Source organism: Paraflavitalea sp. CAU 1676, assembly GCF_029223285.1.
In the GTDB taxonomy this organism is placed as follows: Bacteria; Bacteroidota; Bacteroidia; order Chitinophagales; family Chitinophagaceae; genus Paraflavitalea.
Genome location: NZ_JARHUJ010000005.1, coordinates 603,743 through 627,238 on the forward strand (window position 1 = coordinate 603,743; position 23,496 = coordinate 627,238).

The following is a 23,496-nucleotide window of genomic DNA, read 5'->3' on the forward strand; positions in this document are numbered from 1 at the left end:
TTTATTCAAACATTAAGCTGCTAATTTTAACTGAATTTCATTAGCCAGTGCCGCTATGCCTTTTTGGATACTTCCATATTTCCGGGCATACAGTTGTACTTGAAGTTTTTCCTTTTCTTCAGTAGTGTAGGCGAGGTATTCCTGGAGACTTACTTCAGTTCTGTAGACTTTGCTGATAATTCCACCAATTGAAATGAAAACATCTTTATACTTTTTCGATGAATCGTTTGCCTTATTCATGGATAGTATTAGAGTTTTGTCTTTATCGGTAAGTCCAAGTAGCTCCTGTATCCGGTCGAATTTGTTTAGATATTTGGATTGGTCCAACAGGATTTTTATATCACTGTTATTAATGATTGCGTCCTTAATGATTGTGGAGCTGATTATATCTTCCACCTCCTGACTAACCATTACCAATTCGCCAAAATGTTTTCTTACAGTTTTCGACAGGTATCTGATATACTCAGCACTCGCATCTCTTGCTATTGCTTTCCACGCTTCTTCTACAAGAATAATTTTCCGTATACCCTTTAGCTTTCTCATTTTATTAATGAATACGGACATTGTAATAATCATAACGATTGGCAGTAGGATAGGATGATCCTTAATTGCGTCCAATTCGAACACTATGAACCTGGTATTTAGAAGGTCTAAGTTTTCTTTTGCATTTAGTAAATAGTCATATTCCCCTCCCTTGTAGAAAGGTTTGAGTACATATAGGAAATTATCGATGTCAAATTGACGATCTTTAACTCCTTCATTTGAGAGCACTTTGGAAAAGTCGTCGCGAAGGAATTCGTAAAAGCTGTCAAAGCAAGGGAAAATGTCAACTCTTGTTTGCAGCAGAAAGTAGTAGTTCTGTATCGCGTTGCTGAGGGAGACATATTCAGAACGGGTGTATGATTCATCTTCTTTTTTCCAAAGTGCGACGAGTAAAGCTTTAATACTTTCTTTTTTTTCTGTGTCAAGCCCTTCTTCGTCAATGAAAAAGGGATTAAATCTGATTGGATTATCTTCTGAATATGTGAAGTAATACCCATTGACTATATCACATAGTCCCTTGTAGCTATGACCGACATCGACAACCACGCAGTGGGCTCCTGTTTCGAGGTAACTCCTAAGGTAATGGCAACAAAAGAAACTTTTACCTCCGCCACTTGGTGCAAGAATAAATTTGTTCCTATTATTTGAAATTCCTTTAAGGATATATTCGTCCGATATGTCCACCATTAATGGATATCCGGTTAAACGATCACCTAATCTCATCCCAACCGGTGATAAGGAGGTTCGGTAGTTTGTTTCCTGAATGAAAAAACATACAGCTTGTTCGGCAAATGTGTCAAACGTGTCGTGAAGGGGTAATTCACTAGCCGCACCAGGAATGCCGGCAAAAAACAATTGCGGTGCTATTACTGTCTCTTGTTTTGCTCGTGCATCCAATTTTGCAAGGGCAGCGGAAATGCTATTTCTGATTTCCTTGATATCGTCTTTATTGTCAGTCCAGGCGAATACATTAAAATGAGCCTTAATTGGTATTCTTTGCTGGCTGATGGACTCATTCAAAAAATCACTGATAGCTTCCGTGCCAATTGAGTTTTGCCGCGAGTAGAGCGAGAGCGACTGTAATCGAAGCCTTTTGTTCTCCAGCTTTTTAAGTGTGACCTGGGGATCCTCAATTATAATGTATTGATTATATATATGATTGCAGGACAATAATTGGCCTAACGGCGCAGCGAATGAAATTGGAAAGCGAGTTTGATCTGTCGAATATTTTTCGTAGTACGTCTTGCTATCGCATTGGGGTGGCAGGTTTTCGACATCAGCCATACTGAAGCATTGTAAATAGAAATCTCCTATACGCAGATCTTCGTTAATTTGAATGTCCTTGATCGCGGGAGGATCATTTTCATTGAGGAGAAAACAATACTTCTCCAGTAGTCCAGGTACTTGGTTACTGCCGACCAGTTCGTCGCCCGATAATTGTCTAACTTTAATAAACCCACTGTCTTCAAGAATTTTTGCAAATTGGCCGGTTTTATCTAAAAAGGCACTTATTTCACGTGCATCAAGTGATTGTGAAGGAACCATCGAATTTCTTAGAAGAATACTATTTAAGGCAGTCGGTGGTCGTGAGAGTAGGGGCTTCTTTGTCAGATAGATGTAACATTTATGGTTTAAATATGGTCTTTCATTAAAATACTTTTCACTGCTATGCGATAAGAATGTTTTCTCCTCAGAAAAATCGGCCTGGTAATTACCTTTTAAATACCAATCTTGTTTTTGCAAAATCGAATGAGTCGGTAGTACCCGAATAGCCTTGACCCACGTTTGGTGGAGTGATTCATATTCCACTGAAGAAAGTGTAAATATTTCGGGAAGTACAAGCTCAAAGGATATTGTAATGTCACCTTTTTTCGATAATAGGCAATCATTTTCAACCTTAAGTATAGGTAGACACTCCTCAAAACGTTTAACCCTTTTCATTGCCAATGACGATTAATTTTAGAAAACAATGTCTTGTTCTTGTGCAAATGCTGCGTGGGAGCTGTTTAGATGCGACTTTTTTGACAAGTCCATGCTCTCCATACCTGCGACTATACCTTTGCACAGTAAAGTATAGTACCGCACCAGAAGGGATGATAATCAAGAGGCACACATAGAGGTTTACACCAAACATGTATAATAACGCGAAAGATAGTAACAACCCAACCAGACCTAATGCTAAATAAATAATATACTGTGCCTGTATGCCTTTGAATTCGATGCTTCGGTTTATGCCTTTGTTTATCTTATACATTATTGATTCAATTACACCCCGAAGAACGACTCAAGTACGGTAGCAACCACAACAAGGAAAATGCACGCACCAAACCAGGCGCTTGCGCTTTTTTGCGCGTCTTGTTCACCGCTGCTCCATTTTTGGTAAACCTTTACGGCACCTACCAGGCCGCTTACTGCACCAATAACGTAAAGCAAAGTTGTACCAACGTCGAAATAGGATTGGACAAGTTCGGTAGCCTTTTGGATGCCACCTACTCCGTCTCCTGCCTGAGCTTTTGAACTAACGCTAAATAAAAGGAGACCAAAAGAAACAATAGAAGCTTTCGATAATTTAGAGTATTTCCTCAATTTCAAACACCACATAAACAATACTTTTATTCTTTTTTTGTTATAATTCCGAAAATAAAAGCCCGCCTGCATTTCTCAACTCAAAATCATTCTCACGCAGACGGGCTCATCTTCACCAAAAACCACAATCCGCAGCATCAATTCCAAAGTGCCTTTATTTCATCCGACGAAAGTTGAATTCCGCATTCTCTCTCAACCGATAGAGCTATAAAAGTGTTAATTGCTCCGTAATATTCGGTGTCATTAAATAATTGATATGGATTTATAATAGATCTTATTTTGGAGGTAACTTCTTCCGGGTTAGGAGGATTGGATGCCACGTGCTTTAGCTGATCCTGTATTTTCTCTACAACAAATTCAGCCTCTCTTAATAAAAGATTATCCAGATCTTCATTTACAAATTCGAGATCATCTACATCCTCGGCTTCGGATACTCCTATACCGGGCGTATCAGGAGGCAAGGACATTTCTACACGACCCGAAGCTAGATTTGATCTGGGAATAATATCTGGTGGCGTCGCTGAAAGGCTTCCACCCGTTGTTGCAATACTCGTTTTTTGTTTAAATACTCCTAACCTGGATAAAAACCATATATAAAGTCCCAAAAACACAATCGCTATTATTAAATAGCTTCCCATTCCTTCAAGTTGTACTAACATACTAGACATTTTGCATTAACATTATCGTTTTGTTCTTATGCAAATATGCGTCGTAGAAAGGCCGGCATTTCAGAGTTATGACCGAGTACACGGAAAGAAAGTTTGTTTTTGAGCAAGAATGTTACTTTTTCGGACGGTGGCGTTCCTGTATGATTTCAATGTTGTCCAGGTAACTTTTGGTAAGCCTATTTAAGCCCGTTGCATATCCCATTTTCCTGGCTAAAATTTCTTGAAAAGTACGAGAGTGATTTCCAAGATTTACACTAAATATGTATTCAAAGTACTCTATTATATTTTGCATGCTGGCTTTACCATTGTTGAAAACACCGGTAAACTTACAGGCATATGCAAATTCAGTTAGTAGAGCTTTGCTGTCGGTCCATTCTAATTTTCGCACCTGGGGAACTGTCTCATTTTGTCCAGCCGTTGCGGGATTGGTACGCCATTCCTGCAGTAGTTGAATTATCATTTCATTGGATATAAATTTTGCAAATACCAGATCATATCCTGTTGTATTTGATTTGTCTATAATAATGTCCGTTTGTGTTTCGTTCAGCTTGTGAGCGTTTTGCCTAACAAAGTAATGAGTATCAAAATGAGTGCTTTGGGATCGGAAGTAGTGATAAAGTGCAGCATTCGCACTAAAATAATGCGCAGCGACGGCGGTTTCATCATGAATAAATTGTTCCCACATGCTTTGGGACCCAATAGGGCGTCGGATAAGCAGTTGATACTTTTGGCTAAAATACAGCCAGTTACCCAGGATAGTTGGTCGGACCTTTTTGAAAAAGACGATCTCATCTTCTTGCGACCTAAACCCGTTTCGTAGAATCTCGCCGCAGTGGTCTTCCAGGTAGCGTCGACATATGCCTAAAGCAGTAAGCGTTTGATGAAATTGGTCGCTTTGAGTGGTTTTAAGGTTCTTTACTTCTGCAAAAAAGCCTCCTAATAAATTTTCTGGTACATTACCAGAGCTTTCCCCGGTGTTCATAGCACGTACATTTTAGGATGAAGATTATTTTCCAAATTTCCTATTATAAAGAGCCAAAAACAATACGGCAGAGGTCGGTTTTCTGTACGCCTTTTGGCGTATTTTAAGGAAAACCAGGGTGGTATCGAATGTACGGGAACGAAAGACTAGAAATTGAGAGAATTCACGAGTGCAGGCAGTTTTACAACGTATAGTGGTCTTTTTTTCACAAGTGGGGCTAACGGAGGTGGGTATACGATTGATTTGACAAAAATCAATATATTTAGGTCAGCAAATGTCGATTGAAAGCACCTATCCATGCAAAACAAAGTCCTAATTATTGAAAATGAGTGGATTATAAGGAAAGAGCTGGAATTAGCGATTACGAGTAACTTTCCACAGTTGACAGTTGTAGGTAGCTGTGGGGATGTTGACGAGGCGATTTCTCTTATTAACTCTAACAACCCGGATATCCTGTTGTTGGATATTAATCTTACCTCCAATAGAACGGCTTTTGACCTATTAGACCTGGTGCCAAGAGCCAGCACCCTCAGAATAATATTTCTAACCGCATTCGAAGAATATGGTATTCGTGCAATTAAATACGGTGCGCTTGACTACCTATTGAAACCAATTAGCATCCCTGAATTGAAGTCTGCATTTCAAAAAGCGTTATTGGCTGATCAAAGAATATTGGCGACTAACCAAAAGTCTACAGAAGAAGATTCTGTAACTCTTAATAGCCAGAATTTTACCAAGACTATTCAAGTATCAGAAATAAGTCATTGTATTGGCAAAGGGAGCTACACAACGTTTATTCTTTTTACCGGGGAAAAGATTATGGTTTCGGGAAACATAAAAAAGTATGAAGACCTTTTGTTGCATCGTACAGATTTTGCAAGACCGCATAAGTCGTGTATCGTAAACAGAAGAGCAATAGATTATTATGATAAGAGTGGCTTTTTTATTTTGAAGGATCGCAGCCAAATTCCAGTAAGTGGTTATCGTAAGGATGAAATATTAAACTTTTATAAAGGTGGGAATAATGAAAACAGTTAACTCACTGCTTATTATTTGTTTGCTTCTTGCGTGCACTGATAAAAAAAGGACGCATGAAAATACAATTGCGAATGAAACCTTAATAGAGATTATTCAAAAGGAGGTTCTTCCTATGCTTCGAAGGTTTGAAGCTGATAGTATGGCCAGGGTTCTTGATAGCTTGCAACCTCTAGTAAATAATTCATCGCCGAACGCTAAGTTTAATTGGTCCTTGGCTAAGTCCAGCGAAAAAATTGTTCGGAAGGACTACGATAGCGCAAAATGGTTTATAGTAAATGCAATGGATGAGGCAAATAAGACTGATAGTATTTCACAAAATGTGATTAAATCAAAAATCAGGCTGGCAACCCTCTATAGCGTTCAGAAAAACTGGGATTCCGTTATCTCTGTGAGTCACGAGGCTCTATATTTATGCAAAGAAGTTAACATGCGTACTCCGCTTGAATTGTATTCTCGCTTATGCGAGTGTTACTTACAAATTGGAGATTATGCAAACGCAATGAAGTTTGCTAGAAAAGGTTTCGACAGTAGTGAAAGTGATCCTCAACTAAGAGCGGCGTTTGCAAATGCAATCGCCATAAATTATCAAGCTACAAATCAAATAGACTCTGCGGAACATTTTTTGAAATTCGTTCAAGCTGATCCAGTAATAAATCCGGTGTTTAAGGCTGTACAAACCCATAGTTTGGGGATTTCACTAATTCAAAGAAATAAGATCCCCGAGGGGCTTAGTTACATGTATGCGGCTAAGCCCATTTTGCAACAAATGAATTTATACAATCCTGAATCCTATTATGCTTTGGCATATGCCTTAGCAAAAAGCAAAAAGTATACAGAAGCATCAAGATGCCTGGATAGTGTTGATTTGATTCGGGAAACCCCGGGAGCTAGCTTTTTGACTTCAGACGTTTGGCAATTGAGGTCTGAACTGTTAAGGAACCAGGGTAAATTGTTCGAAGGACTAAAAGCAATGGATTCCAATTTGTATTATCGGCAAATAGCATATGATTCATCTTTAATTGAAAAAGCCAGGACAATTGAGGGACAGTATAAAACGAAAGAGAAAGATGATGCGATTGCAAAGTTGAAATTTCAGAATTCCACGCAAGAGAAAATTAATTATCAGCAAAAGGTAATTCTTTTTGCATTGTCTGTTTCTATTGCATTGTTTCTCCTCGTAATGTATTTAATTTATCGTCGGGGAAGGTTACGAGCTGAGTTGAACGAAATTTCTTTTCAGCAACAATTGTCAAGAATTCAAATGGAACCTCATTTTTTATTCAACTCTCTTACAATCGCTCAAAGTCTATCGAAAAGCAACCCCGGTTTGGCAGTAGAATATACCGGAAAGCTGGCGGCACTTTTTAGAGTAGTTCTTAAAAATACCAGAAAAACATATGTACTACTAAAGGATGAGTTGGAGGTGCTTGATGCCTATCTGCAGGTGGAGGTAAGTCGGTTTGAGAATGGGTTTGATTACGAGTTAAATGTTTACAATAGAAATGACATGGTTTATATTCCACCAATGATTCTTCAACCATTTATTGAAAACTCAATTAAGCATGGCTTTACGAGTTTGCCTTATCGTGGCTTCCTCCAGGTAAAAATTGAGAAAGTACAGGATGCCTTGCATTGTATTATCGAGGATAACGGGCATGGATTACATTCCTCACAACGAAATGGTAATAAAAACGGAAGTTATTCTATTGAAATCATAAGAAAGCAATTGGAACTTCTTACGAGGCGTTATAAAACACAATCGGATCTACGGATATCGGATAAGTTAACTTTGGACGACAAAACGGGCGTTAGGGTCGAAATTGTTATTCCGATTGTTCCTGTTGTGAGCTATTTATCTTGATTAGGAGTTCAAATTTGTTGTTGACGTTCATTTTAGCGAAGATATGTTCAGAATGTTTCTTAACTGTTTTATCGGAAATATACAATTCTGTAGCAATTCTTTTGTATGTGTACCCGTTAGCGATTAATGTCACTATTTCCAATTCTCTTTTGGTTAAATTATAATTCTTAAGACTTCCATTGAGTGAACGCGGATGAATATTTGTTGTATCAGTTGTTTGTTGTTCAGGAATTGATATAGCTTTCTTATGCTCTTTCCTAAGGGTTTCAATATTCTGCTTAAGTTGAAATATAAATAGCAGTAAAAATCCAGAATTCATAGAAATTACTTCTATTGCCTGTCCGGCGCCAACGAAGTCTATGACCGGGAGAAAAACCCAAGGCGACAAGCTGAGGATCAATATTGTTGTTTCAACGATTGAGCTGCTATTTGATTGACCTCCGTACTTGTGTTTTATCGATTTTACCACTGATGTAATGACCCAAATTGCATAAAAAACCGGAACAACTAGGACGTACTGGGCGGTTCTGATTTGCCCGTAATAAGCGTAGAGGATTATGAATAAAATATAAGGTATCAATAAAAACAGGCTTACGCCCGTTATGATATGGAATTTCATCTTTTCCAGGCCAAAAGCGGAGTAAACATAAAATGGAAAGTATGTCGGTCCTAAAAACCCAGTACCATAGGCGATACAATTTTGCAAAAAGACTGAACCATCAAGTTTAGGATCTGGTAAAAGCCCGCCGGTAATATTATAGCAGATTAATATAAGTACTAATATGGAATTGAGTAATGTATTTCGATCATCAGGCCTGATCAACCCGTGTGTAATCAGAGAGAGGAGCACAGCTACCTCAACACATATAAGCACAAAGGTGACAATGTGCATTTGCGTGCCAAATACCAGCATATTGGCGAGATTATTTGGTTTTCAGAAAGAAAAGCCGATACGTGAAATCATGGGTATGGTAAACGTCAAATCCGTGTTTTAGGTACCACGGTATGTTTTCGAGGGTGGATGTTTCAAGGTAAATTGGGAGTTTTTCGGCTCTCGCCTTGAGTAGTACTTCTTTCAACAATTTTGATCCTATTCCCTTTCGTTGTTGGGACGGATCTACTCCAATAAACCATATATAAAGCTGGGGTACTTTATCCTTTGCCTTGGCTATCGTTTTTTCCCTTTTTAACACCTTCGGTAGCTGGGATATTCCAAAGGCGAAAAAAATTAGCTTTAAATCCCACAGAAACCGTTTTATGTGATATTTAGATTTGTGAGGGTACAGAGTGAGGACACATGCGTCTTTATCTTCAGATAGAAAAATATTTCCATTGTTAAAGCACATATTAAAAGAATAATCCATCAAATGTTTTATCCGGAAAACATTATCGGATCCTCCAGGTAGAACATAGTTCACACTTTTATTATTCTCGAATGATCTTGCGAGAATTTGTACAATGCGATCCTTGTCATGTATTGTCGCTTCTATCATATACGCAACCGTTATATAAAATACCAAAATCATTTCTAAATAAAAATGTAATTAAAATATTTTAATCCCGAAACCGTCATTTTCTGGTGAATCCACCCCGTTAAAAAACGGGTATGGCAATGCTGCCAGGTAGGGAATTGCAACAACTATGGGCGTAGGGAGCTAACATTATAGGGGGATTAGCTATCACCTTTTGGGGGATTGGAAAGTGTAATCTGAGGCTTAAAGTGATCAAGGAAATTCTCCAATGAAGGCATTTTGCGTTTTTCCCGGGCCATTTCTGTTAAATAGTCATTTTCAAACAGTGTGTTGGCATCTAAAGGATACAAGGCCCTATACGATTCCCACAATAGCTGCTCTTCCTTTGTTAGTTGTTCGCCTAGCTGCTGCTTAATATATACTTTTATCAGGTCAGGAATTTCCATGCTACTGATTTTAGAGTTAGCATTTCTGCTTACAATTATTTATTTGTTTTCCTGAATTTCCTGGCAATTTTCCTCTCCCAACATAGTTGTTTTTTTGATGGAGGCGCAAAGAGGCAACCTCGATGAGGGGGTAATGAGAGTAGAGGATTTTGAACGTCGAGATTTTTTGACTTTACTGATGAATCTATACAGTGGTTACTAGTTGAATCTACAGGATCTGTGGTTTCTTGGGATAGAGAAGAAGTTGATGAAATAGGTATTAATGCCAGGAATACAATTATCTGTTTTGAATATAGCTTCATAATATTAAATTCTTTTGTTCAAATAGTTTTAGGTGATTTATAAGTTTGATAGTTGTTAGGAAGTTTCATAAAGAAATCTTTTTGATCACGCTCCTGATCGGAATATTATTATCCTTTAAATTGGTGCTTAAATAAACCTTATTTCAAACAAAAAACCTTATTCTATGCAACGTAACATCGGCGAAGAAGCGAAAGCCAAACTTCAAAATGCGCATGATTTGATTCTGAAAGACTTTCAGGTACATTATCGTATTCCCCAACTGAGTAAGATTGTAGATTTAGACGAGCCTACTTTAAAATATGGCTTCAAACAGCTATATGGTCAGGGTCCGTTTAAATTTCTAACTATTGCACGTTTGGAACAGGCGGCCAATTTGCTCAAAGAGACTGATTTGCCAATAGCTCAAATAGCGAGAAAATGTGGCTATAATCACGCAACGAACATGACTGCTGCATTCAGGAGGCAATTTAATGTTTTACCAAGTGATCTAAGAAAAAAGGCGATCGCCTAACGCTATTTGAACCTGCCTTAAAAGACCAGGTTTAATATAGCCTTTTGTCAGTTCGTATTCGCGCTTATATTGTATCGAAAATTGAAGAAAGTCTCCCGGTGAATTTAAAGGCGTCAATACTACTCTGTGTGTTTCAAATTCGGTTTTCAGAATAGTTTCGCCGGGAGCTTTATTTTTTTTGTTGGTTAATCTATTATACCAGAATAAATGATCATCAAGATTGATATAGATTTCTGCTTTACCTTTTTGAAACAATTGCCACAATAATTTTCCATCTATTTGATGAATATCTCCCATGTGACGAATATGATGGTTCCTGATAAACTCTATCGGTGTAATGGATTCAGTACAGGCGCAGACACTATTTTCCAATCGCGCCGACGTTACGATGGTCGTGTCAGCAAGCGAAATGCAGGTGTTTTTCAGCGTATAATAGATGCCGAAATGAGATTCTAAGAGTCTTGTGATTCGTATATCGAGGGATATCATCGGAATAAGGTTTATCTAATTTACAATTTATCAAGAAATTTAAAAAAGGATTGTGTTATTCGTTTTTCATCATTGCTGGCGGCACTGATGTTGAATAAAGTACTTCCTGATCTATTACATCCCGTAATGAAGTAAAATCTTGGTGGTTTCTTGGATATATTAATTTGGTTACAACCAAATGGCCGTTTTCATCCGAGTTCTTGTAAGTAAAGGAAAGTGTATCGCAGATCTTGTCTTTATGCATGAAGTTTATATACCCAGCACGGGCCAGTCCCCTTGTGACATCTGAAAAGAACAGTGGTAAATTTATATTGCTTGAATAGCTTGTGTTTTGGGTAAACTCAATATTATTAGAAAGAACCTCTGCAGTTCCTTTTCCAAGAAGTGCGAGAAAGGCTTGCATTTTCTCTTCCGTAGAATCTACATATCCATACTTTCCCGGCGGTGGTAGGGTGACCGTGAATTGCTTGTTAAATGATTTCTCATTAAAGTCTTTCAAAATATAATAGACTTGTCGATGTTTAATGGAGGTGTCGTTCAGGACAAAATAATTAATATACCGGGAAAGGGTTGCGAAGCGGTTGCGAACGGAATCATAATTGTTTTCAAAGATATTGTGTGGATATAATGCTTTTAAAATTAATACTACTGAACTGTCGCGAGTTAATGTATCATAACCAGCATAGATTTTAATTTTATTTGTGCATTGACCCCGTAAAGCCATAGACATTATTATAGCCCTGTCCATGGCACTATAATTTTCATCCTGTTTTATTTTGTTGTTAATTGATTGCAATTTTGTTGTTGTTTCGAATTTAGTATTCAGGTTATTGCAGGAAATGAGAGATACGTAAAGTAAAATCTCTAAAGCATATTTCATGTTCAGTGATATTTGAAGATTGTTCGAGTTAAGTTTTTAGTAGTAAATATCTGCTGGGTATTTAGTAGAGTCTATGACTGATTTTATGCCTTTGAATAAATGGTCATTTCGGTCATAAGTAACTTTAAAGTAATTCGTGGGATCTTTATCAAAGGTTCCTGGATAAGAGAAGGTGACTTTGCGGATGTTTTTATCCCAGATTATTATGTACACGTAGAATAGCCGGGCAAAATCTTCACTTTCGGCGATTAAATTCTGCCAAGGAATATCTTCCGCTTCCTTCCTTGGAATTGTAAAGATATAATTACCGTTCGTCGTATCGAGTGCTGGCGGAAAGGCTGCAATAGTTTTAGAAATTACATCTAACAAGAGTAGACTTTTTTCGTAGGAGCCTCGCGTTGCTGTAGGCATTTCTTCAATACTATAGCTGTAAAGTGAAGTGCATTCCCGTTTTGAATAAAGAGTGTCGCAGAGGCAAAAGTTTATTGATTGGTACTTCACAGTGCTGTCAGCTAACACAAAATCCTTCGCTAATACAGCATTTGCCCAGGTAGCAGCATCAATTAATGGCCTTATCATATCTTCCAGTGGAAGTTCGGACATTAAAGTAAATTTAAGTGTCTGCAGATTATCTGGATGATTCTTCACCACTCTGCAACTATTTATTACTCCCAATGTATGTCTGAATAATGATGCGCGCTCCTGAAGGGTGAAGTCCTCTGGAGTAAAGAAATCGCGAGTTTCGGTATGGTTAGTGAAATTAATGTTGCTTGTGCAACTTTTTGCGACGATAAAAGTTTCGATAATAGCAGCCAATATAATAATTGCTAGTATGGCATATTTGGTCATATTTAATGGTTTACTCACTTAAAAGGTGTTGTTTGTCTAGGGACGCCCGTTTTGTTAATTACTAAAGTGTCGTTGTTTCTGTATTATTTATTTGCAATTCCAGCATATCGCTGAAAATGGGATTCTTCCAGTTATAATCAAAGGAAAGCCTATTGTGCGACTCTTCGTTTTCCCAAACAACTTCGAAGCCTGTATAATTTGAAAGTTGATTGCGTAGTATGTAGGCCAGGACGAATTTGGCAAATCCATCATTTACTAGCTGCATTTGTATTTGTGCTATCCCTTTTTTGAACCAATGGACACTGCATTTTAGATTTAAGACTAATTTCTTGCCTCGGATTTCTAGCTTTCCCAATCCGTCACGTAATTGCCAGCAGCGTGCATTAAACAATTTAATCTTCATGGGAACGTCAAAAACTTCTTTGCTAATGAGGTAAGGATTGGGATGCACCAAAGACTGAGAGTACTCTTTCAATGTATTATAGCGTCCATATTTAGTAAATCGTACTTCTTTATAAACCTCCAGGCTATCTCCAATAAAGTCAGCCAAAAGAATTCCCCAACCGTAGGTCCATAGTCCAAGTGTGTCGATGTCCTCCAAGTTCATGTCATCATGTAACTCCAAATTGATATAATTTGCAGAGTCTCCATCGCTTCTGAATGTACGTACCGACATCGTGGCCATCATGGCTGTTGAAAAGATTTGTGCTCTGTTAATAATTGGCAAATTTCTCGTTTTAAGTCCTGTAGTCGTGGTGGTTTGTTTTATTGAAATGTTTGTTTGGGGGCTTGTGAACTTGGCGATCTTTATTCCTGGGGGGCGAATAATATAAAGGTTAGCCTGGTAGTGGTGAAATTGGTTTTGTTGAAGAAAAGCCATTAGAAACTTTGTAATTCGTAAGCCTAGATTATCTACCATTTGTTGATTTGCACATACTGCCGAATCTTTAAAAAGTGTAAGATCGATTGATTGTTTTGTTAACACAACTAATCCACTATCGTTAATTAGTAATGAATGTTCAATTAGAAGTTTTAACTGTTTTGATAGCTCGTCAATCGTTGGACGTTTTTGACGAGTTAACTCCGATATTTCTTTTTGGGAATACGTATGGTTAAACCGAAACGGTCTTTGTGTTTTATCGTAGAATATAACTTCAAGCCCTGAGTAGTAGAAGGTGCTGTCAGCTGTTACGAAACTGCCGATTATTTTTCGCCATCCTTCCCAGGTTGATTTATATATGCATTTTTCCGCTGAATCTGCTTTTAATTTAACGATGAACTTAATTTTTGCATTTTCCTTGTATTTTTTGGTATTGAATTTATTTAGTGTTATATAAAATGAATCGCAAAAGGCATTGGCAAACAGTATCAGTCTATCCTTTACGCTTGGGGTAGATACTGAAGGCAAAATAGTGGAGGATTGGGCGATAATTTGATTGAAAGACATCATTAGAACTAGCACAAGTAAAATCGCTTGTTTCATATAAGGATCATTGTTTGAGGGCTGAGCAATAGAATTTCCTTCTGCACGTATTCATTTCACGGCAGTAACTATCATTTCGGTTTTTTATCCGATTATTCTGTTTCTGGAGATTGGTTGGGTGTAGATAAATTATTAAAAGAAAAACATTGAGTTATCTTTTAATGGATATTTGAATATTATCACTGTGTCCTGGCTGTCGGAAAAGAATTGAACATTAAAGAAATACCACAAATTCTCCCAGGTCTTAGGCTTATCTTTTTCCGAGCTGAAAACGTATCTAAAGGCATCGGTGGCATATTTATCCAATACCTCTCGTCGATATACTGTACTATCAGCTTGTATATTTGACTCAGTATAGTTGAAGAACACTGTGTCTTGTGTTGCATCAGCATTTCCGGACCATTTATAGTAAGCATAATCGTCTGCTTTATCTTGTAATACCTGCGGAATATTAGTTGATTGCCCCGGAACCGGATTTTCTCTTATGGTTGAATTCTTGCTACAAGAGAGCCCAAGAAGTGTAAGGATTAGTGTTAAAATATTTCTCATAAGTAGGTTTATTTGTCGGAACTGATTGTTTTGAGATACAATTTAAAAACAGTTGGAAAGTAAAAACAACCGGAGAGTGTTATCTATCACTTTTGTTTTAGCTCCCCGGTTGTGTTTTACTGTTCAAGGCTTGGATCTGTTAGACAACAGTTCCGTACTGGATGGCATTCCATTTCCATTCAGTTTTTTTTCCATTTAATGAAGATCTCGCGAAAATCATGTAAATGTCCTGTCATATGCTATTTATCAGCTAGACAGAATTAGTTTGTTCGGTGCCCTAAGGGCAATCTTTTTGAGGTTTGACAAAGCCGGAGAGTAAACATACTCCCCGGCCGCTTTAATACGTGATAACCGTAGAAACACCCAGGCTGGCAATTGCTGTACAAACATTACTGAAAAAGAAGTCACTTGCTTTAATCTATTCATGGATATTTAGTACAACATTATACTGTGTGCCCGTTACGACCACAATACAGGCGCACTAAATCCCCGAACTGGAGATATTAGCTGGATGATTAGTTATAACCAGAGAAGTCATGAGGTTCACTAATTCTAACTAATTCATCGACGGGCCGCGCGATCCCGTTTACCTCTTAACCAGAATGGATTGTCAGTAAAAGATTACCTGTGAAACAGAATGTAGAAACATTCCGTCCGAATTTGATTAGTGGGAAATAGAAGGTACTGTTGATGAAAATGACGACCCAACGTTTGGCCGAGTCCGATTCCCCTTGGGTCTCGGTACGTTCGCAGTAAATCAAAGTCATGGCAAGTACCTTGTTCCATCCTCCATTGATTCATTGCTCGCTTTAGAAAGATGAATATTGTTGTGAGTCGGATCTCTTTTGGTTTTATTTTCTTTCATGAGCTAAGGTAAATTCAGTTTTCACATATATTTTATAGTAATGTATTTGGCCCAAAAAAGCAGGGTGTAGATACACCCTGCGGGTCATTTAATTACTGTTTATTTAAAGAATCTTTAATACTGTGATTTGCATTCCCTTTCTTTTGTTTTCGTATTCTGGCTACGGTAACAAGATTACCTTTTAGATCGAATTGTACCTCGTCTTCTAAAAGATAGCTTTCCAGGTGTTTAAGGAAAACTTCCAAGGGCATGTCACCCATAATATTTCCTTGTAATGCAAATGTGATATTTTCCAAACCGGGCTCGACATAAATATTCACTTCGTACTTTTCTTGAATGCCTAAAAGCAGTTGCCGAAAATTACAAGGAGAACATCTATAGGCATCCATCCATTTTGTGACAATATTCGTATCTACTTTTTTAACTTGAAAAGCTGTCGTGTCTTTAACACATGCCTGACCAGGTTTCAGAATTGCCCGTTTATTTTTATAGTTAACCACAACTGTTCCTGAAACCAATGCTGTCATAGTCCTTTCTTTGTCATATGCTTTCACATTAAACCTCGTTCCCATTACCTGTATTTGTGAATTATCTGGAAGTGTAATGCTAAATGGAACAACTCCAGTATTAACCTTAATTTCTTTGACATCAAAGAACCCTTCGCCAAATAGATGTAGAACTCTATTTGTTTTGAATTGGACAGGAAATCTCAGAACTGATCCCTCATTTAACCACGCTATTGAACCATCCGGCAGGTGAATCTTCCAGCTCGCTACATTTGCGGTCTTAAGGAGATTAAAGGTCTCATTGACTGTATTATTATCGTTTCTGACATTTAATTCCCGCGTGTTTATTTTCGTGACAACAACTCCTGCCTGTCGGACACTTTGATTTGGTTTTAAACTATCCAGTTTCAATATAGAACCATCACTTAATATCAAAATTGATTCATTACTTGTTGAAACAGTGTCAAGATTAAATAAAGTGTTTGCCTCAATGCTCTTTTCCTTGCTGTACCATACTTGTATCCAGATGAGCGAGCAAACGGCCCCAATAAATATTGCCGCTAATGCTATCCGAAGGAAATACCATTGGTATTTACGCGAATGCGCGGTGCCAGGAGCACTAATACTTTTTTTTAAATCGTCCCAACCGGCATCCTGATTGTAGGATGATAGAATTTCGAAATCATGTTTAATAGGCTGCTCGGTGATCCTATTAATGAAATCCAAATTCCTGGGATCTTCTTGTACCCAATTTGCCAAAACCCCCATTTCTTCCTCGGTAAGATCCTCTGATTGAGCTTTTAAAAATAACCATTCTATCCGTTCACTTTTCTCCATGTTGGATTTGTGATCGTGAGATATTAATACTGTTGTTATTATTTATCCTGAATCTCCATTTCATTACAAGAAATGACAACTTTTTTTTATAGCTGTACGGTATTTATTTCTTTTGTTTTGTAATGTGTTGAAAATGAGCTAGATTATGATTGTAATGCCGGATTTTATTTTTTGGACTACTGCGAGGGCTCTTAAGAAAAGCAATGCGCGATGATGTTTCACTCGTACGTTATTTACGGAAATTTGCAACTCGTTGGCAATTTCGGTAACACTTTTTCCTTCGGTTACAAGTTTTTCAATAATGGATTTTTGATCTTCAGGAAGCTTTTTTACTAGTTGGTAAAGTTCATTAATGAATTCATTATAAATAATTTCTGTCAGGATAGGGGACTGCACTTCGCCGGAATACATCGACCGAAGTTTTCTTTTACGAACGAGTCTGTTTCGACGAAATGACGAACACATATTACTCACCGAAACATAAAGAGAGTTGCGAATGTGCAATACAGTAGAATATTTCTGAATATTTCCATGCAAGCTAATAAATGCTTTGCTTACAATATCTTCAGACTCCTGGCTATCAGAGATTTGTTTGTATGCGAACAGGTAGAGCTGGCTTGAAAAATGCGTATAAATGCTTTTAAATGCATCCTCATCTCCTGCTTTTAACCTGGCAATAAAATCCTCCTCCGTTTGTGGATTAGCACTCCAAGGCTCTGCCATAAACGTTGACTTTAGTTAATAAAAAGGCGTTAGGTTAACTATAACAGGTCAAGAAAACTGGGGGAATCTTGTCGCAATGTAAGGATTTATTTCATTTGTATCCAAGTAGTTCTACGCGCGGTAATTATTACCGTTAGGGCCAACGTATCGGTTATACTGGATAATGCCATATAAATGCTTCCCCCTATCTTAAAGGCAAAGTTGTTCAATCAACTATGCATTAAATAAAAACTCAACTGGTAAAATTGTTTTATTATGGTAAGTAATTCCCCCATGATTCAATGTACTGGCGCCCGGAACTACTTTTGTTTCAAATGAAGTATGATTAAGGTATAATAACAGGTCTGAGACATTTGAAGTAAAACTTTTCGGCTGAATGCCTTTTCTAATTGCATCGCTCGTCAAATAGGAGTTTATTTTATTATTCTCAACAATGCAGAAGAATATTAGGAAGGGTTGAGAAAGTGACGATAATGTATTCAGGATAATAAGCGTGCCGTTGAAATCTGATTTCTTTTTGCATCCTGAAAGTTGAACCTGGTAGAAGATTGTTGTTGTTTGTCCTTTTCCAGAGGACCGTATAAAAGTACCGCTTTGGTTTATTTCGTAATCCTCTTCTCTAGGGGTACATCCATTTTTTGAAGTGCTCAGAAAATTGTCAAATAGTGGATTGGTAAGAAATTGAATTTTGCTCCTGAAGTCACTTCTAAGATTGTTTAATGTATCCTGAAGGTGGGGTTTGAGTTTAGATAGTTCTAAGTCGGTTCCGTCAATAGAAAACGCCAGGTGATTTGAAGGTATAAGTAAGCGAATAGCTGTATTTCTATCAGTTATTTGCATTAATGCTAAGTTTAATGTGTGAATGGATTAGAAAAAGGAATAGGTTTAGTAGCGAATTGCAGCAACGCTAATATCGATATTTTCCCGAGAAAATAAAAAGTGCTTTGATGCGAACGGTTCTTCTCGTTTTTTATCATACTTAGATTGTCTTTTTTCTGATATGTCCTTTTGCTTTCATTAATCTTCGAAGTAAATATTATTGCAACTACAGGTATATGATATAGTTATTGTAATGCAAACTGTATTTATTTTTGAAACTTTTACAAATTACTGAACTCAATGTTTTTCGGATGTACCTTAGTTATCGTAACAGAAAGCACTCCCCTAAACGATAGCATTGAATTCCTGAAGATTTATTTTTTAAAAAGGCATTGTGTAATGCTGTGTTAGATTTAAAGTTTACTTTTTTCATAATATAACATGGTAAAGGCTCGTGTTATGCAGCAATGTTTAATGACAACCAGGCAGCTCTTGCTGCATGGTTGTTTTTAAAACACTAGAGTTCGTGTAGTAATCGACATACTTAATCCGGGGTGTTAATACCATGACATATTTCCATTGCATTTGAGACTTTGTATTGGCACCCGGATTTTTGACCGTTCTCATTTCGTACCATTCCATTAAACCTTGTTCCGATGCAAAAAAAAGCGATCATTATTGGTGCCGGGCCGGCTGGACTAACTGCCGCATATGAATTACTCAAACGTACAGACGTAAAGCCGATTGTATTAGAGAAAGATAAGCAGGTAGGTGGGATTTCTAAGACAGTTAACTATAAAGGCAATAAAATGGACTTCGGTCCGCACCGATTCTTTTCTAAGAGTGATAGGGTAATGAACTGGTGGACGAATATTATGCCGCTGCACACATCGAATGACAAAAAGCTTACAATTAGTTATCAGAATAAGTCTAGAGTTATAGATACGGGAGAATTTCTGACTACAGCAGAAGATGAAACTGGAAATGGGTTACCTCCAGCGAAATCCATGATCGTAATACAACGACTCACACGCATATATTTCCTTCGTCAGTTCTTTATGTATCCGATTCAATTGTCAATTGCTACCCTAGGACAATTAGGAATTTGGACGACTATCAAAATAATCTTTTCATACTTATATGCCAGGCTATTTCCGAAAAAACCACAAAATAGCCTTGAAGATTTCATGATCAATAAGTTTGGAAATGTTTTATATCGAATCTTTTTTAAAGATTATACTGAGAAAGTATGGGGAATTGATTGCAAAAATATATCCGCGGATTGGGGAGCGCAACGTGTAAAAGGAGTTTCACTTAGCAAAGCAGTACTGCATGCTGCTAAGGCATTGACAAAGGGAAAGAGGAAAGGAAGCCAGGATATTAACCAAAAGAACACTGAAACAAGTCTGATTGAGCAATTCTTATATCCTGCTACCGGAGCTGGTGCAATGTGGGAAGAAGTTGCAAGACAGGTCGAGATCCTTGGAGGAAATGTTGTTTCAAATTATGAGGTGACAAAGATTCATACTGCTGGCAATAAAGTCACTGGAATTACTGCATATAATAGTATTACAGGAAAGCATGAAATGCTGGAAGGTGATTACTTTTTTAGTACCATGCCTATAAAGGAATTGATCGCCGGGATGGAAGGGGAAATACCTGCAGAGGTGAAAGACGTAGCTGAAGGGCTTATTTATAGGGATTTTGTATATGCCGGGGTACTGGTCAAGAAAATGACCATAGAGACTCCCAAGGACAGTTGGATCTACATCCAGGAGAGGGATGTTAAAGTTGCAAGGATGCAGGTCTATAACAACTGGGGCCCTTACATGGTAGCCGATCCTGATACGGTATGGTTAGGGCTCGAATACTTTTGTACAAAAGGAGATCCCATTTGGAATATGACAGATGAAGAAATTAAAAAGTTGGCTATACAGGAATTAATTCAGATGAACTTGATTACTGTTGAGGATGTGTTGGACAGCACCGTCAACCGGATGGAAAAAACTTACCCGGCTTATTTTGGTACATATGATCGTTTTGAGGTGATTCAAAATTATTTGAATGATTTCCCAAACCTGTTCCTGGTCGGCAGAAACGGTATGCACAAGTACAACAATACAGACCATAGTATGTTGACTGCAATGGTAGCTGTTGATAATATTTGCGAAGGCGTTACAAGCAAAGCCAATCTTTGGGAGATAAATACGGAGCAGGAATATCACGAGGAAAAGTCCAGCCAGGGAGGATTAGATGGAACTGCACCTGAGTCAATAGCGATTGCTCGGGAATCATTCAAAGAATATATGTTTGTGAAGCAAAAGAAGCTTTTCTGGATTTTTGTTGTGCTTTCCATCTTGCAATTTGCTGTCTTCAAATGGTTCTATCCTTTTGCCAATTTTATGTTTGATTCCTTTGTATACTTGGATACCGCGGTTCGCAACTATGACATTAATATCTGGCCGATTGGATACGCTAAGTTTTTACGATTGATAAATATATTCAGCCATTCGGATTTAGTATTGGTGTCCATTCAATACCTGATTCTTCAATCTTCACTGCTCTATTTCTATTTTACAGTTTTGTTTTTGCTAAAGCCTGGAAAACCGATACAATGGCTGATGTTGTTATTTTTCTGTGTAAACCCTGCTCTGCTTAGTATTAGCAATTATGTGTTGAGCGATGCTATATTTACTGGATTTTCACTGGTCTGGTTTACCCAATTGATTTGGGTGTTATACAAGCCAAATCGAACGTTAATAATTACGCACGGCATACTACTTTTTGTCTTATTTACTATTCGATATAATGCCCTCTACTATCCAATTATAACTATTGCAGTTTTTTTGTGTGCCAGGTATGATTGGCGGGTAAAAATAGCTAGTCTAGGTTTAGCGGGTCTTTTCATTGCAATGTTTGTTAACAGTACAATGACATCCTATAAAACAATTACTGGAGAGAAAACATTCTCGGCCTTCAGTGGATGGATCATGGCGAATAATGCGATGATTATGTATAGAACAATGGATATGAGTAAAGAATCACCAGCTCCTGAACCATTTACCAGGCTTCACCAAATGGTTACTAAGCATATTGATTCGATAAGCAAGCTCAAGGTAAGACCAGATTCATCTGTCGCTTTATACTATATGTGGGTGGACGGCAGCCCGTTAAAGCAATATCTATTTGAGAAGTACAAGGGTGATACAATCACACCTTATTTCAAAATGTGGGCATCGGTGAGCGGATTGTATGCAGACTACGCCAAATACTTAATTACTAAACATCCAATAGACTATGCTAAAAACTTTTTATGGCAAAACTTGAAGTGGTATGGATCTCCGCCTCCTGAATTTCTGGGGACCTATAACCTGAAAAGCGACTCTGTAGATCGACAGATTCAACAATGGTTTCATTTTAAATCACCTGTTTTGAAATCTGGTAACAAGGAGATTAGGCCTGTATTTGCTTACCCTATGATTATGGCTGGTATTAATTCTTTTTTCTTGTTTATGTTAATCGGGACGGGGTTATTTCCTGTTTTTAAGCGGTGCAACAGAGTGGAAAATCGGATAATTTGCTTGGCGTTGTTAACCTGGTTTGTAAGTTTTGGTTTTAGTCTGATTGCGGCACCGATCGTATTACGTTACCAATTGTTTTCGATGGTCCTTTTGTTAAGCTTTGGAGCAATATTATTCGAGAGGATCTACCAGGCGGCTAACGAAGTTAGTGTAGAAGAAAAGAAGTCTAAGGAAGATAACAAAATGCCGACAGCAGCATAAAAGTTTTAAGTAATGAACAGTTCAATATGTAGTATTTATATTCTTGTATGGATTGCTGGTATAGTATCATGTGCCGAAAGGGATAAAAGACCGACCATCGCTGAATTTGAAGTGTTGCAAATAGATAGTGCAACCAAATTCAACACGAGGGATATTCCCGGAGGTAAACCTGTGGCACTCGTGTACTTTAGTCCTGATTGTGATCATTGTCAAAGTGAAACTGCTGACTGGATCAGGAATATGGATTCGTTGAAGAATGTAAACTTTTACTTTATTACCCATGATCCGCTTGAAAGACTTCGTGTATTTAGGGAATATTACAAAACAGATAATTATCCAAATTTTCATTTAGGATGGGATTACCAGTATAGTTTCCTTAAGCTTTATAAGCCAACAGCAACTCCTTATTTCGTATTGTATGACAAGAAAAAGAAACTAAAGGTTGTGCATGGAGGCGAAGTTTCGGCTAGCATGTTACTTTCATTCCTTAAGGATATTTAAAAAAGAATATAACAACCAATAATTAATGGTTCTATGAACACTGTTAGAATAAATATTCCTGGCCGCCGATTGTCCAGCAAAGAGATGTTTATTGATATTGTGTGTGGATTATATTTTGGATTGTATATATATACGGCTTTTGACAAGCTTTTTATCAATAATCGGCTTTTTTATAACAGCTTATTTGATGTTTTCAGGCAAGAATGGATTGCTGGGTTCATTTCCTATGCTGTACCTGTTTCGGAAATATTGATTTCAGTCTTAATGGTAATTCCAAAGTATCGAAAGTTGGGGTTACAACTTGCTACGGTTTTAATGGCAGTATTCCTTGCGTACATTATCATTCTGCTGCAAACTAAGGAAAGGCTTCCATGTAACTGTGGTGGTATTATAAGGCTAATGACGTGGACACAGCACGTCTACTTTAATGCTGGTTTTTTGATATTATCATTAATATCATTGTGGAGCTTTCGCGGAAGGCGAATGATAACTTAAATTGTTTACGATGAAAAAGTTTAAAGCTTTTATTATTACCACTGCAGGAACTTTAATTCTCGTATGTACATTGGCCGCGAGGTCGAAAGTGCTGGTATTTGAATACTACTACTTCCTGGAACCGTCTCATAGTTCAATTCCGGCCCAATGTGTTTTTGTGGAGTTGGAAACTGATTGTCTCTATTCTCCCGGTGATCCAATTTGCATAACACCGAGTGGCAGACGGGTTTATGCCCTACGAAGTGGCGAAAATTCTAGCCTATGTTTAAAACCTTTGAATTTGAGAATGCCATGATTAGACTGTATAG

Annotated in this window: 21 protein-coding genes; 5 read left to right on the forward strand and 16 right to left on the reverse strand. The window is 37.6% G+C overall.

Going from position 1 to position 23,496, the window contains the following annotated elements:
- Nucleotides 1-12: 12 nt before the first annotated feature.
- The 5 genes from P2H89_RS18845 to P2H89_RS18865 all read right to left on the reverse strand — a co-directional run bounded on the left by P2H89_RS18845 (nucleotide 13) and on the right by P2H89_RS18865 (nucleotide 4,779).
- The gene (locus P2H89_RS18845; protein ID WP_275829683.1) at nucleotides 13-2,484 is read right to left on the reverse strand and encodes a TraG family conjugative transposon ATPase; all 2,472 of its coding nucleotides are present in this window, start codon (nucleotides 2,482-2,484) and stop codon (nucleotides 13-15) included.
- Nucleotides 2,471-2,797, reverse strand: a complete 327-nt coding sequence (locus P2H89_RS18850) for a DUF4133 domain-containing protein (RefSeq protein WP_275829685.1) — start codon at nucleotides 2,795-2,797, stop codon at nucleotides 2,471-2,473. Before P2H89_RS18850 ends, P2H89_RS18845 begins: the two co-directional genes overlap by 14 nt.
- 11 nt (nucleotides 2,798-2,808) lie before the next feature.
- On the reverse strand, nucleotides 2,809-3,144 hold the full coding sequence (locus tag P2H89_RS18855) for a DUF4134 domain-containing protein (protein ID WP_275829687.1): 336 nt from the start codon (nucleotides 3,142-3,144) through the stop codon (nucleotides 2,809-2,811).
- 122 nt (nucleotides 3,145-3,266) lie between these two features.
- Nucleotides 3,267-3,788 (reverse strand): hypothetical protein, encoded by a 522-nt coding sequence (locus P2H89_RS18860; RefSeq protein ID WP_275829689.1) that lies wholly within the window; start codon nucleotides 3,786-3,788, stop codon nucleotides 3,267-3,269.
- A gap of 121 nt (nucleotides 3,789-3,909) precedes the next feature.
- Complete coding sequence (locus P2H89_RS18865; protein WP_275829691.1) at nucleotides 3,910-4,779, reverse strand: RteC domain-containing protein; 870 nt, start codon at nucleotides 4,777-4,779, stop codon at nucleotides 3,910-3,912.
- A gap of 297 nt (nucleotides 4,780-5,076) precedes the next feature.
- On the opposite strand from P2H89_RS18865, the gene P2H89_RS18870 reads away from it, so the two are divergent.
- Together P2H89_RS18870 and P2H89_RS18875 are read left to right on the forward strand one after the other, a co-directional pair.
- Nucleotides 5,077-5,817, forward strand: coding sequence for a LytTR family DNA-binding domain-containing protein (locus P2H89_RS18870; RefSeq protein WP_275829693.1), 741 nt, complete (start codon nucleotides 5,077-5,079; stop codon nucleotides 5,815-5,817).
- A complete protein-coding gene (locus tag P2H89_RS18875) occupies nucleotides 5,804-7,678 on the forward strand; it encodes a histidine kinase (protein ID WP_275829695.1) in 1,875 nt (624 codons plus the stop codon). The genes P2H89_RS18870 and P2H89_RS18875 overlap by 14 nt, the downstream gene beginning before the upstream one ends.
- Here the strand turns inward: P2H89_RS18875 and P2H89_RS18880 are convergent.
- The 3 genes from P2H89_RS18880 to P2H89_RS18890 form a co-directional block, all read right to left on the reverse strand.
- Nucleotides 7,641-8,591 carry a LuxR C-terminal-related transcriptional regulator gene (locus tag P2H89_RS18880; RefSeq protein ID WP_275829697.1) on the reverse strand — a complete coding sequence of 317 codons (951 nt, stop codon included), beginning with the start codon at nucleotides 8,589-8,591 and terminating at the stop codon, nucleotides 7,641-7,643. The two genes, P2H89_RS18875 and P2H89_RS18880, sit on opposite strands and share 38 nt — an antisense overlap.
- Nucleotides 8,592-8,601: 10 nt before the next feature.
- Complete coding sequence (locus P2H89_RS18885) at nucleotides 8,602-9,171, reverse strand: GNAT family N-acetyltransferase (protein ID WP_275829699.1); 570 nt, start codon at nucleotides 9,169-9,171, stop codon at nucleotides 8,602-8,604.
- 179 nt (nucleotides 9,172-9,350) lie between these two features.
- Nucleotides 9,351-9,596, reverse strand: coding sequence for a hypothetical protein (locus P2H89_RS18890; RefSeq protein ID WP_275829701.1), 246 nt, complete (start codon nucleotides 9,594-9,596; stop codon nucleotides 9,351-9,353).
- 466 nt (nucleotides 9,597-10,062) lie between these two features.
- On the opposite strand from P2H89_RS18890, the gene P2H89_RS18895 reads away from it, so the two are divergent.
- On the forward strand, nucleotides 10,063-10,410 hold the full coding sequence (locus P2H89_RS18895) for an AraC family transcriptional regulator (RefSeq protein ID WP_275829703.1): 348 nt from the start codon (nucleotides 10,063-10,065) through the stop codon (nucleotides 10,408-10,410).
- Here the strand turns inward: P2H89_RS18895 and P2H89_RS18900 are convergent.
- The 8 genes from P2H89_RS18900 to P2H89_RS18935 form a co-directional block, all read right to left on the reverse strand.
- Nucleotides 10,387-10,899 (reverse strand): hypothetical protein, encoded by a 513-nt coding sequence (locus tag P2H89_RS18900; RefSeq protein ID WP_275829704.1) that lies wholly within the window; start codon nucleotides 10,897-10,899, stop codon nucleotides 10,387-10,389. The two genes, P2H89_RS18895 and P2H89_RS18900, sit on opposite strands and share 24 nt — an antisense overlap.
- A 55-nt stretch (nucleotides 10,900-10,954) precedes the next feature.
- On the reverse strand, nucleotides 10,955-11,779 hold the full coding sequence (locus P2H89_RS18905; protein WP_275829706.1) for a hypothetical protein: 825 nt from the start codon (nucleotides 11,777-11,779) through the stop codon (nucleotides 10,955-10,957).
- Between the two features lie 36 nt (nucleotides 11,780-11,815).
- Nucleotides 11,816-12,628 carry a hypothetical protein gene (locus tag P2H89_RS18910; RefSeq protein WP_275829708.1) on the reverse strand — a complete coding sequence of 271 codons (813 nt, stop codon included), beginning with the start codon at nucleotides 12,626-12,628 and terminating at the stop codon, nucleotides 11,816-11,818.
- Between the two features lie 61 nt (nucleotides 12,629-12,689).
- A complete protein-coding gene (locus P2H89_RS18915; RefSeq protein ID WP_275829709.1) occupies nucleotides 12,690-14,111 on the reverse strand; it encodes a hypothetical protein in 1,422 nt (473 codons plus the stop codon).
- A gap of 132 nt (nucleotides 14,112-14,243) precedes the next feature.
- Nucleotides 14,244-14,660 (reverse strand): hypothetical protein, encoded by a 417-nt coding sequence (locus P2H89_RS18920; protein WP_275829711.1) that lies wholly within the window; start codon nucleotides 14,658-14,660, stop codon nucleotides 14,244-14,246.
- 957 nt (nucleotides 14,661-15,617) lie between these two features.
- Nucleotides 15,618-16,868 (reverse strand): FecR family protein, encoded by a 1,251-nt coding sequence (locus P2H89_RS18925; protein WP_275829713.1) that lies wholly within the window; start codon nucleotides 16,866-16,868, stop codon nucleotides 15,618-15,620.
- Nucleotides 16,869-17,006: 138 nt separating this feature from the next.
- Entirely contained in the window at nucleotides 17,007-17,591 is a 585-nt protein-coding gene (locus P2H89_RS18930; protein WP_275829715.1) for a sigma-70 family RNA polymerase sigma factor, read from the reverse strand.
- A gap of 213 nt (nucleotides 17,592-17,804) precedes the next feature.
- Complete coding sequence (locus P2H89_RS18935) at nucleotides 17,805-18,431, reverse strand: hypothetical protein (RefSeq protein ID WP_275829717.1); 627 nt, start codon at nucleotides 18,429-18,431, stop codon at nucleotides 17,805-17,807.
- A 635-nt stretch (nucleotides 18,432-19,066) separates the two neighbouring features.
- Here P2H89_RS18935 and P2H89_RS18940 point away from each other — a divergent pair.
- Both P2H89_RS18940 and P2H89_RS18945 read left to right on the forward strand, forming a co-directional pair.
- Nucleotides 19,067-22,192: an NAD(P)/FAD-dependent oxidoreductase gene (locus tag P2H89_RS18940; protein WP_275829719.1), complete on the forward strand. Its 3,126-nt coding sequence runs from the start codon at nucleotides 19,067-19,069 to the stop codon at nucleotides 22,190-22,192.
- Between the two features lie 12 nt (nucleotides 22,193-22,204).
- Entirely contained in the window at nucleotides 22,205-22,693 is a 489-nt protein-coding gene (locus tag P2H89_RS18945; RefSeq protein WP_275829721.1) for a thioredoxin-like domain-containing protein, read from the forward strand.
- Nucleotides 22,694-23,496: the final 803 nt, after the last annotated feature.